Below are 10,865 nucleotides of genomic sequence, written 5' to 3'. Positions count from 1 at the left end.
CCCGCCCACCGCACGACTTCGCGCCACCCCCACCTTTATCGCAGGAACCCCCGGATGTTGAACCGTACCCAGAAGATCCTTATCGCCGTCGTCGCCTTGGCCGTGCTCGGCATGCTCTGGCTGACCGGCAACCACGAGCAGCAGATGCTGGAGCCCGCCGCGGAGCAAGCCGCGCCGGCAGTGGCGGCAGCCGATGCCTCGGCCGCCGCCGCCGAGGCGGCCAGCATCGCGCGCGGCGTGCCGCGCAACGGCACGCTGGACCCGATCAGCATCGACCCGCAACGCTCCACCGATATCCTGCCGCAGTACCAGGCCGACAAGATGGTGGATGACTACCAGGAGAACGCCGGCGCGGCGGACGGCCGCTACCGCGGCCAGTATTTCATCGTGGAAGGCGTGGCCAGCGGCGTGCGGCGCGAGAGCGGCGATACCGTATTCCTCGATATCCGCTCCAACAGCCCGACCCTGGTGGTGCGCGCCAAGCTGCTGCCGCAGCAGATCTGCGGGCCGGCCGGGCGCGTGTGCGGAGTGGAAGCGCGCGCCACCATGGTCCGGCGCGGCCAGAAGGTGGCGGTGGAATGCACCGGCGCGGGCCAGGTAGAGGGCTCGCCGATTCTGGATGACTGCCTGGTGCGCGGCGGCGCGAACTAGTCGCCCACCGCGTTTGTCCCCGATCGCGCCGCCCGGTTCCGGCGCCAATTCTCGTCTCCCAGCATGCAAACCCTGCTTTCCGTCCTCGCCCTGACCATCCTGATCGTGACCGCGGTCGGCGTGGTCTCGCCACCGTYCATCAGCAATGCCTTCCTGAAAGGGCGCCCGGTGGGGCGCCTGCAGATCCTGCTGGTGGGGGTCTTCCTCGCCGCGATCTGCCTGGTGGCGGTCGGCAGCCTGTCGACCCCGCTGGCGGCCAGCTAAGCGGCCAGCCAAGTGACCAGCCAGGCGCCTGGCTCAGTGCCCGGCCAGGCGGCAGCCGGCGCACTTCATGGCGCGCCAACGCGGCGCATGCGGTACTTTTTCCGTTCGCGCCCGGCCGAAAGCGCCGCCCTCAATACTTGTAGGACACATCCCACAGGAGGATCGGCGCGGCGTCGATGATAGAGAGCGGCGGCGCCGTCTATCTTTCCATCACGATACAAACAAATGACAACGAGGCGACAACCGCCACCGCGCTCCGCCGAAGTCCGGCAGTAACGCAGGCCGGGCCGAACATCATGATGGAATACCTTCTCCCGGGCAGTATCACCACGCCGCAAGCCCAGGCACTCGCCAGCATCCTGGCCATCACGCGCCGCGAATGGCAGGTTGCAGAAGGTGGTTCGCCGGGACCGGCCGAGCGGCACAACGATGCACACACCGGCCCGGCCGGACAGCCTCGCGAGGGCCACGCCGGCCGTGCCGCCGGTTGCTCCGCTGCCGCCAGCGCCGATCCCGGCTCCCGACAGCACCGCCGCGAGCAGTTTGCCCGGCGTGCCGCGCGCGCCTTCGAAGCGCAGGTGATGGCACTGCGCTGCCGCCAGGCCTTCGTGCTCTGAGCCGGTGTTCCGAGCCGGTCCCCGCGCGCACGCCGCGCGCCGGCGGACCCGTTTTCCTGCTCTGTTCCTTCGATTGACCGCGCACCGATCGCCTAAAGTTGGCGGGCGCGCGCACCGACTGCACGCGTGCCCACGCCATGCGCCCAGGAACATCATGAAAAAAGCATTGCTAGCCGCCAGCCTAGGCCTGCTGGCCACCGGCTGCGCCACCTACCAGGCGGTCGTGCCGGTCGACCGCGGCGACCGTATCGCCTCCGTGCAGCCCGCCGACGGCACGCTGTTCTGCGTGATCAGCAACCAGGCCAGCGGCAACGCCTACCTGGACGCCATGCGCGATTCGGTGCAGGCGCGCGGCTTCGAGTTCAAGGTGCTCGGGCCCGGCTCGTCGGTGGCAGCGTGTCCCTATACCGCCACCTACAACGCGCAGCGGCAGTCTTACTGGCGCGATTTCATCAGTACGGTGGATATCGTCGTCTATATCAACGGCGAGCGCGCCGGCCAGGCGAAATACGATGCCTTGCGCAGCGCCGGCGGCATCAACCTGAGCAACTTCGTGCCACCCGAGATGAAGATCGAGGAACTGGTCGACCAGTTGCTGCCGGGCATGCGGCCGAAGCCGGCCACCGCCGGCACGCCGGCAACCCCCGCCAAGCCAGCCTGAACACCTCCACCGCCTGACGCGGCTCCTGCAGCTCCTGCGGCAGCCCCCACACTCTGTGCGCGGCGAGCGCTGCCTTCCCGGCCATGCTCAGCCGACCAGCTGGCCCAGCCGCACCACGGTCACGCCGGGGCGAAGCTGGCGCAGCGAGGGCATCACCAGCACGCAGTCGGCGTACGGCGTCACCACCGGTTCGCCGTCGCGCCAGCCGATCACGCTGCCGGCGTCGGGGAAGGTTTCCAGCCCGGTATAGGGGCCGGCGAACCGGAAGTCCATGCTGGAGGCCACCACCGGCTCGGTCACGCGTACCACCCGCTGCGGCTGCAGCGGCTGCAGCGGCTGCAGCCAGCCGGCGGGCACATCGGCGGCGTCGATGATGCCGGCGTCGAGCAGGAAGCGGGCGGTGCTGTCCTTCGCCACGCCCACGGCGGCGGCTTCCCAGTGCTGGCCGCATTCGATCAGCAGGGCGTTCTTCGCGCTGGCGGCGTCGCCGAAGCCTTCGTAGTCGCGCATGCGGCGGCCTTCGGGGTGGCCTTCGTCGACGATCACATTGGCCGGCGCGCCGACCGCGCGCGCCAGTCCGATGCCCTTGTCGAGCGGGCCGGAGACGATCAGCGGCAGGCTCTTCTCGTGCATCGAGTGCAGGTCCAGCAGCAGGTCCACGGTGTCGATCACCGGGCGCATGGCGCGCGCGCGGCGCAGCTCGGACGAGTCGCGGCCGGTGTCGTCGAGCACGGCGGCGGTCCACACGCGGTTGAAGTCCTGGTCCACGTAGCGCGAGGCATCGGGCCTGGCCGCATCGAAGGTGTGGTACGCGTCGACATTGGCGAAGGCCAGCGTCAGGCGGCCGCGGCGCGGGCGCAGGCCCGCATCCAGCAGCGCCTTGACGGTGATGGCGCCGCACACCTCGTTGCCGTGCGTGAGCGCGTTGACCATCACGTGCGGGCCGGGCACGCCGCTGTCGAAGGTGTGCACATAGGGCACGCCTGCGTTGCCGGCGGCGTAGGGGCGGATATCGGGAAACTCGACTTCGACCGGATAGGCGTCGAAGGTGGGGGCTGGGGTGGTCATGTGTGTGGTTGGCAGCTTGCCTGTGATAGCGGGGGGATCGGGAAGCGCGGCGGCCCGTGCGGCCACCGCCGGCAGCAGGCAAATGGTACGCCTGCTGCGCTTCGTTCGCGCGCCGTTGGTCGTGACGTTATTCGTGAATGCCCGCGGTCTGCACGATGGTCTTGTACTTCACGGTCTCGCGCTTGATGAAGGCGCCGAACTGCGCCGGGCCGCCGGGCGCCACTTCCACGCCGGCCTCGGCCAGCTTCTTCTTCACGTCGGGCATGGCCAGCACGGCCTGCATCTCGGTGTTCAGGCGCTCGCTCACCGCGCGCGGCGTGCCCGCCGGCGCCATCAGGCCGAACCACACGCCCATGTCCACGCCCTTGAGCGCGCTGCTTTCGGCCAGCGCGGGCACATTGGGCGCCACCTGGGCGCGGCGCGACTCGGTCACGCCGTACGCCTTGACGCGCCCGGCCTGGATATGCGGCAGGGCGGACGACAGCACCATCACGGCGAGATCGATCTGCCCGCCGAGCAGGTCGGTGGACATGGCCGATGCGCCCTTGTAGGGCACGTGCGTGATGTTGACCTTGCCTTGCTGCTTGATCAGCTCGCCCGCCAGGTTCAGCGGCGTGCCCACGCCGGACGAGGCGTAGGCCAGCTTGCCCGGCTGCGCGCGGGCCAGCGCCATCAGTTCGTCGGCGTTCTTCGCCGGCAGCGCGGACTTGCCCACCAGCACCATCGGCTGCGTGCCGACGAAGGTGATGGGCGCCAGGTCGCGCTCGCCGTCGTAGCGCACGGCGGGGTTGGTCAGGCGCGCGATCGAGACCTCGCTGCCCGAGCCCAGCAGCAGCGTGTAGCCGTCGGCGTCGGCCTTGACCACCTTGGACGCGCCGATGGTGCCGCCGGCGCCGCCCAGGTTTTCGATCACCACGCTCTGGCCCAGGCGCTTGCCCAGTTCCGGCGCGATGGTGCGCGCCACCAGGTCGACGCTGCCGCCGGCGGTGTAGCCCACCACCAGCGAAATCGGCTTGGCGGGCCAGCTTGCGGTGCCGGTGGCGCCGGCAGCCCCGGCGAGCAGGCAGAAGGATGCGGTGGCGGCCGCACGCAGCAGTTTGTTCATGGCTCTCTCTTCCCTTTTGTGGATTCGCGCAATCGCGGACATCTGTGGATATGCGGCGATCTTAGAGAGCGTGCGGGCGCAGCAACGTGCGGCTTTGGCAATGCGGCTTGCCGTTTCGGCAAGGCGCGGGCAAGCGCTAGGCGGCAGCCACGGCAGCGCGCCAGAACGACTCCGCCAGCGGCCGCATGGCGGCGCGCGTGCGGTAGAGCAGGATCTGCATCGCCAGGTCGGCCTCGCCGCCGGGCTCTAGCCCGGCACGCACCAGGCGCCCGGCGTGGAGATCGTCGGCAATCAGCCGCGCCGGCAGCCAGGCCAGCCCCATGCGCTGGCGCACCATCTCGTGCACCGATTCGGCGAAGTCACTCACGGCGATCACCTCGAGCCGGCCGGCCAGCCGGCGCCGCGCGATCTCGCCGTTGACCATGCGCCCGAGCGTGAGCGTCTCGGCGTACGCGATCATCGGCACCGGCGCGCGCTGGCCGCGCGCGAGCAGCCTGAATTGCGGCCCGCCGCCGTCCGCCGCGGCGCTCACGCAGACCAGCCGCTCCTCGCCCGCCAGGTGGCACAGGTAGCGTGTGTCGTCCAGCGTCACGGGTTGCGCGGGCGAGTTGTAGCAGAGCAGGAAATCGGCGTCGCCTTCGGTGAACATGGCCAGCGCGTCATGCGTGGAGAAGGTGGACAGGCGCGTGCGGAAACCCGCCGCCACCGGGTCGTTGCGCAGCGCCTGGCGCAGGCCGGCGAGCCAGGCCGGCACCATCGAACGCGCCAGCGTCTTGCCGGTGGCGATCACCACCGTGCTGGCATCGGCGCGATGCGCCGCCCGCAGCGACAGGCGCGCCTCGTCCAGCGTGCGCAGCGCGCTTTGCGCGGCTTCGAGGAACTGGCGTCCTTCGTCGGTCAGCCGCACCGGGAAGACGCTGCGGTCGATCAGCGGCGCGCCGGCCCATACCTCGAGCGCCTGCATGCGGCGCCCGAACGCGGGCGGCGTGACATTGCGCAGCTCGGCCGCGCGCGCGAGGCTGCCGGCCTGGGCCAGGCACACGAAATCCTCGAGCCAGCGGATATGCATGGGCGTTGCGCGCGAGGCGCGGTGGGGCGCGGCGAACCGCGGCAGAGTTGCAGGGGGCGGCGCCGCGCGGGCCATGCGGGGCAGCGGCGCCGCGGACATTGTAGCGGCATGGGCGCGGTGCGCGGCCGCGGCATGCGCGACCAGCCTCAGCGCGGCGCGGCGCGGCGCGGCGCGGAATTAGAACCAACGCTCCAATTTCGCGCTTGTGAAACGCGCGCGGCACYCGATAGGCTCCGTACAACCGTTTCAAGCATCCGTTTGCCGGCAGGGCGCCGGGCGGGCACAGCCTTGAATTTCGCAGGGGTCATACGCATGACGATAAGAGAGACGCCCCCCATGGAGACAGGAAAAAGGACCGCAGGAGACACCAAGGCCCGCATTCTCGATGCCACCGAGCGCCTGTTCATCGAGGTCGGCTATGAAGCCACGTCGCTGCGGCAAGTGACATCGCGCGCGATCGTCAACCTGGCTGCCGTCAACTACCACTTCCGCAGCAAGGAAATCATGATGCAGGCGGTGCTGGGGCGCCGGCTGGATCCGCTCAACACACGGCGCCTTGCCGTGCTGGATGCCTGCGAGGCGCGCTGGCCGGGCAAGCAGATCCGCTGCGARCACGTSATGGGCGCGCTGTTCGTGCCCGCGCTGCAGATGGCRCGCSAGCCCGAGACCGGCGGGCCATCCTTCATGCGGCTGCTGGGGCGCGTGTATTCCGACACCTCGCCGTTCATCCAGTCCTACTTGCGCGGCCACTACGCGCCGGTGTTCGGCCGCTTCTCCGACGCGTTCGCCCGCGCGCTGCCGGAAATCCCGCCGCAGGAACTGGGCTGGCGCCTGAACTTCGCGCTCAAGGCGCTGGCCGGCGTGCTGGCCGGCGACGAGCTGGGCAAGCTGCTGCCGGCCTTCACGCAGGGCAGGGACATGAGCGACGCGCACGTGCTGGCCCAGCTGAGCGCGATGGTGATCGCCGCGCTCAAGACGCCGGTGCCCGCCAGCCAGCAACTGTGCGCGCTGCAGGACGTGTTCCGGATCGGCGAGACCCAGCATGCCGAAGCGCGCGCCGAGCAGGACACGCTGAATGCACTGATGGCAGAACAGGCGCAACGCGCCGAGACGCAAGCGGCGGCCGCGCGCAAGACGCGCCGCGCGGCACGCAACGAGGGCACCACGCGCGCCGCCGTCGCCAGCATGGCGGTGCGCGAGGCGCGCGAGCATCCCCCCATCGTCTTCCCGAGCAATCCGCTCGACGACTGGATGCGTACCCGCTCCAGGACCTAGCGCGGCTCCCGCACAGGCGCGTGCCAGCCAACCGCCGGCGTGCGCCTGGACTACGCGGCCTGCCTGACGCCTTTCGCCATCTCGGTGGTGGCATGCCAGCCCAGCGCAACGTAGAGCGAGCGGCCCATCTCGGTGGCGTGCAGGATGGCGTACTGGACATCGCGCCGTGCGAATTCGTCCTCCGCCAGCTGCATCAGCCTGCGTCCCAGGCCCTGCTTGCGGTGTGACTTCTCCACGTACACATTGAGCACGTAGCCGCGCTTGTCCTGGGTGGGGTGGGCAGGGTGGGGCGGCCAGTCGATGGCCATCAGGCCGATGCCCGCCACCGCCTGCCCGTGATCCATCAGCACGAAGCCGAAGTAGCTGCCATCGCCCAGGCGCGGCGCCAGCCACGGGCGGAAGCGCCCGGTCATGGTGCGCAGCACGTCGTCGCTGCGGCCGGCCTCGCGGAACATCTCCTCCCGGTGCCGGCAAACGAGATCGATATCGTCGGGACCAAGTTCGCGCACTTCCATGGCTGGCTTCCTTGCGGCTGGCTGGAGATCTGGGAATCGCCATCCTAACGCAGGCAGGACGATTCGCAAACGTCGTTCCGCACGCCGGGCCGGTGCGCGCAGGCACAAAAAAAGCGAAGCGCCGGAGCGCTTCGCTTCAGGCCTTCCCCGGCATGCCGGGGAAGGCAGGACAAAAAGACTGCTGTCTTACTGCGTGTTCACCACCGGCTTGACGCTGTCGGCCGAGGCCACCGCACCGGACTCGATCAGTCCGCCGCCGAGCGCGCGGTACAGGTCGATGGCGTTGTTCAGGCGCAGCTGCCGCGCCTGGATCAGCGCCTGGTCGGCGTTGAACAGCTCGCGCTGCGCGTCGAGCTGGTCGAGCTGGCTCGATATGCCGCTGCGAAAACGCACGGTGGACAGCTCGAAGCGCGCCAGTTCGGCATTGCGCACCTGCTCCTGGCTCTGCACCTGATCTWCCAGCGTGCCGCGCGCCACCAGCGCGTCCGCCACTTCCGCGAAGGCCGTCTGGATGGTCTTCTCGTAGTTGGCGATCTGGATGTTCTTGCGCACGTTGGCCAGATCCAGGTTGGACAGGTTGCGGCCGTAGTCGAAGATCGGCAGCACCAGCTGCGGCGCGAACGACCACACGCCGGTGCCGGCATCGAACAGGCCCGAGAACGACGGGCTGATCGAGCCGGCGTTGGCGGTGAGCGTGATGCGCGGGAAGAAGGCCGCGCGCGCCGCGCCGATATTGGCATTGGCCGACAGCAACTGCTGCTCGGCCTGGCGGATGTCGGGGCGCTGCTCGAGCAGGTCCGACGGCAGCCCGGCCGGGATGTCGCTGATGATGCGCTCGTCCGACAGGTGCATGGCCTGCGGCAGGTTCTCGATGCTGCCCAGCGGCTTGCCCACCAGCACTTCGAGCGCGTTCTGGGCCTGCGCGCGCTGGCGCGCGAGCTGCGCGGCGGAGACGCGCGCCTGCGCCACCAGCGACTCGTTGTCGCGCAGGTCCAGCGCCGACGTGGCGCCGGCGTTGAAGCGCTGGCGCGACAGGCTCAGCGTGTACTCGCGCGTCTTCAGCGTGTTCTGCGCCAGCTCGTACTGCTCGGCGAAGGAACGCTCGGACAGGTAGGCCTTGGCCACTTCCGAGACCAGCGAGATCTGCGCCGAGCGGCGCGCTTCCTCGGTGGAGAAGTACTGCGACAGCGCGGCGTTCGACAGGCTGCGCACGCGGCCGAAGAAATCCAGCTCGTACGACGTGATGCCGGCGCCAACCTGGTAGAACTCCGAGACCGCGGTGGCGGCCTGGCCGCCGAACTGCGCGCCCGAGAGGCGCTGGCGCGTGTAGCCGCCGGTGGCGTTGACCGTGGGCAGCAGGTCCGCGCGCTGCACCTGGTACTGCGCGCGCGCTTCCTCGATGCGCAGCGCGGCGGTGCGCAGGTCGCGGTTGTTCTCGAGCGAGGCGGCGATCAGCACCTGCAGGCGCGGGTCGTGGAAGAACTCGCGCCAGCCGATCGCGCTGGCCGGGCGGGTCTCGCCGCTCTTCACCTCGGCCGCGGCGTAGCCTTCCGGCGCGCCCGGATACTGCGTGGCCACCGGCGGGGCGGGACGCTCATAGGTCGGCGCCAGCGTGCAGCCCGAGAGGACGCCCGCCACCAGCAACAGCGTGGTCAGTGTCTTTGTCATGTCAAAGTTCCTGTTTGGGTTCGAGCCACTTCTGCTCTTGCTCTTGCTCGTGGTCGGCCTCGGGCTTGCGGCCCTTGAAGCGGCTGCGGATCACCACGAAGAACACCGGGACCAGGAAGATCGCCAGCACCGTGGCGGTGACCATGCCGCCGATCACGCCGGTGCCGATGGCGCGCTGGCCACCGGACCCCGCGCCACTGGCGATCGCCAGCGGCAGCACGCCCAGGATAAAGGCCATCGACGTCATCAGGATCGGGCGGAAGCGCAGGTGCACCGCCTCGAGCGTCGCGTCGATCACGCTGCGGCCCTGCGCCTGCAGGTCCTTGGCGAATTCCACGATCAGGATGGCGTTCTTCGCGGACAAGCCGATCGTGGCGATCAGGCCGACCTTGAAGTACACGTCGTTGGGCATGCCGCGCAGCGTCACGCCGAGCAGCGCGCCGAGCACGCCCAGCGGCACCACCAGCAGCACCGACACCGGGATCGACCAGCTCTCGTAGAGCGCGGCCAGGCACAGGAACACGATGATCAGCGACAGCGTGTACAGCATCGGCTCCTGCGAGCCGGCCAGGCGTTCTTCATAGGACTGGCCAGACCACTCGAAGCCGAAGCCCGGCGGCAGCTTGGCGAAGTTCGCTTCCATGATCTTCATGGCCTCGCCGGTACTGCGGCCGGGCGCGGCCTGGCCGGCGATCTTCACCGCCGGCAGCCCGTTGTAGCGCTCCAGGCGCGGCGAGCCCATGATCCACTTCGACGTGGCGAACGCGGCGAACGCGACCATCTCGCCGCTCGCGTTCCTCACGCGCAGCTTGGTCAGGTCGTCGGGCAGCTTGCGGTCGCCGCCTTCGGCCTGCGCGATCACCTTGCGCACGCGGCCTTCGTAGATGAAGTCGTTCACGTAGGACGAGCCGAACGCGATGCCCAGCGTCTGGTTGATGCTGGCCACCGAGACGCCGAGCGCGCGCGCCTTCTCGCGGTCGATGTCGATCTGCAGCTGCGCCGCGTCCTCCTGGCCTTCAGGACGCACGCCGGCCAGCTCGGGGCTCTTGGCCGCCATGCCCAGCATCATGTTGCGCGCTTCCATCAGCTTGGCGTGGCCCTGGCCGGAGCGGTCCTGCAGGCGGAAGTCGAAGCCCGAGGAGTTGCCCAGCTCGGAAATAGCCGGCGGGTTGAGCGGGAAGATGATGGCGTCCTTGATGAAGGACAGCGCGCCGAACGCGCGGCCCACCAGTGCCTGCGCGGTCTCGTTGGCGCCGGTGCGCTCCTTCCAGTCCTTGAGCTTCACGAACGCGATGCCGCCGTTCTGGCCACGGCCGAAGAACGAGAAGCCGGCCACCGTGATCATCTGGTCCACCACCTTCTTTTCCTTCTCCAGGTAGTAGTCCTCGATCTGCTTGAGCACGCCCAGGGTACGCTCCTGGGTGGCGCCGTTGGGCAGCTGCACCACGGTGATCATGTAGCCCTGGTCTTCCTCGGGGAGGAAGGAGGAGGGCAGGCGCTTGTACAGCACCACCACGCCGACCAGGATGACGGCGTAGATGATCAGGTAGCGGCCGGCGCGGCCCAGGATGCGGCCCACCATGCTCTGGTAGCCGGTGGCCGCGCGCGCGAACGTGCGGTTGAACCAGCCGAAGAAGCCGCGCTTCTCGTGGTGGTGCCCGGCCTCGACCGGCTTGAGCAATGTGGCGCACAGTGCCGGCGTCAGCGTCAGCGCGAGCAGCGCCGAGAACGCCATCGACGAGATCAGCGAGAGCGAGAACTGGCGGTAGATGTTACCCACCGAGCCGGCGAAGAACGCCATCGGGATGAACACCGCGGTCAGCACCAGCGTGATGCCGACGATGGCGCCGGTGATCTGGCCCATCGCCTTGCGCGTGGCCTGGCGGGGCGAGAGACCTTCCTCGCTCATGATCCGCTCGACGTTTTCCACCACCACGATCGCATCGTCCACCAGGATACCGATCGCCAGCAC

The 10,865-nt window shown here is 69.3% G+C and carries 11 protein-coding genes; 5 read left to right on the top strand and 6 right to left on the bottom strand.

The window, feature by feature from the left end:
* The first annotated feature begins 54 nt into the window (after positions 1-54).
* From AC1DO7_RS35210 to AC1DO7_RS35195, 4 genes are all read left to right on the top strand, one after another.
* Entirely contained in the window at positions 55-651 is a 597-nt protein-coding gene (locus tag AC1DO7_RS35210) for an OB-fold protein (protein ID WP_441649883.1), read from the top strand.
* A 63-nt stretch (positions 652-714) separates the two neighbouring features.
* Positions 715-915 carry a hypothetical protein gene (locus tag AC1DO7_RS35205; RefSeq protein ID WP_477117172.1) on the top strand — a complete coding sequence of 67 codons (201 nt, stop codon included), beginning with the start codon at positions 715-717 and terminating at the stop codon, positions 913-915.
* Positions 916-1,211: 296 nt separating this feature from the next.
* Positions 1,212-1,532, top strand: coding sequence for a hypothetical protein (locus tag AC1DO7_RS35200; protein ID WP_441649884.1), 321 nt, complete (start codon positions 1,212-1,214; stop codon positions 1,530-1,532).
* Between the two features lie 154 nt (positions 1,533-1,686).
* Positions 1,687-2,193, top strand: coding sequence for an Sbal_3080 family lipoprotein (locus AC1DO7_RS35195; protein WP_441649885.1), 507 nt, complete (start codon positions 1,687-1,689; stop codon positions 2,191-2,193).
* Between the two features lie 87 nt (positions 2,194-2,280).
* On the opposite strand, the gene AC1DO7_RS35190 is transcribed toward AC1DO7_RS35195, so the two are convergent.
* From AC1DO7_RS35190 to AC1DO7_RS35180, 3 genes are all read right to left on the bottom strand, one after another.
* Positions 2,281-3,261, bottom strand: coding sequence for a M14 family metallopeptidase (locus AC1DO7_RS35190; RefSeq protein WP_441649886.1), 981 nt, complete (start codon positions 3,259-3,261; stop codon positions 2,281-2,283).
* A gap of 127 nt (positions 3,262-3,388) precedes the next feature.
* Positions 3,389-4,366, bottom strand: a complete 978-nt coding sequence (locus AC1DO7_RS35185; RefSeq protein ID WP_441649887.1) for a Bug family tripartite tricarboxylate transporter substrate binding protein — start codon at positions 4,364-4,366, stop codon at positions 3,389-3,391.
* A 136-nt stretch (positions 4,367-4,502) separates the two neighbouring features.
* A complete protein-coding gene (locus AC1DO7_RS35180; RefSeq protein ID WP_441649888.1) occupies positions 4,503-5,435 on the bottom strand; it encodes a LysR family transcriptional regulator in 933 nt (310 codons plus the stop codon).
* Positions 5,436-5,771: 336 nt separating this feature from the next.
* Between AC1DO7_RS35180 and AC1DO7_RS35175 the strand changes: the two genes are divergently transcribed.
* On the top strand, positions 5,772-6,710 hold the full coding sequence (locus AC1DO7_RS35175; protein WP_477117171.1) for a TetR/AcrR family transcriptional regulator: 939 nt from the start codon (positions 5,772-5,774) through the stop codon (positions 6,708-6,710).
* Between the two features lie 50 nt (positions 6,711-6,760).
* Here AC1DO7_RS35175 and AC1DO7_RS35170 read toward each other — a convergent pair whose 3' ends face one another.
* The 3 genes from AC1DO7_RS35170 to AC1DO7_RS35160 form a co-directional block, all read right to left on the bottom strand.
* Entirely contained in the window at positions 6,761-7,225 is a 465-nt protein-coding gene (locus AC1DO7_RS35170) for a GNAT family N-acetyltransferase (RefSeq protein ID WP_441612800.1), read from the bottom strand.
* 186 nt (positions 7,226-7,411) lie between these two features.
* Positions 7,412-8,893, bottom strand: a complete 1,482-nt coding sequence (locus AC1DO7_RS35165; RefSeq protein WP_477117170.1) for an efflux transporter outer membrane subunit — start codon at positions 8,891-8,893, stop codon at positions 7,412-7,414.
* Position 8,894: 1 nt separating this feature from the next.
* Positions 8,895-10,865 (bottom strand): efflux RND transporter permease subunit (locus AC1DO7_RS35160; protein ID WP_477117169.1); only part of this gene is annotated, 1,971 nt, incomplete at its 5' end.

Source organism: Cupriavidus sp. 05N40, from assembly GCF_056397305.1.
The sequence above is the reverse complement of the archived record's forward strand: the minus strand, read 5'-3'. Positions and strand labels throughout refer to the sequence as shown.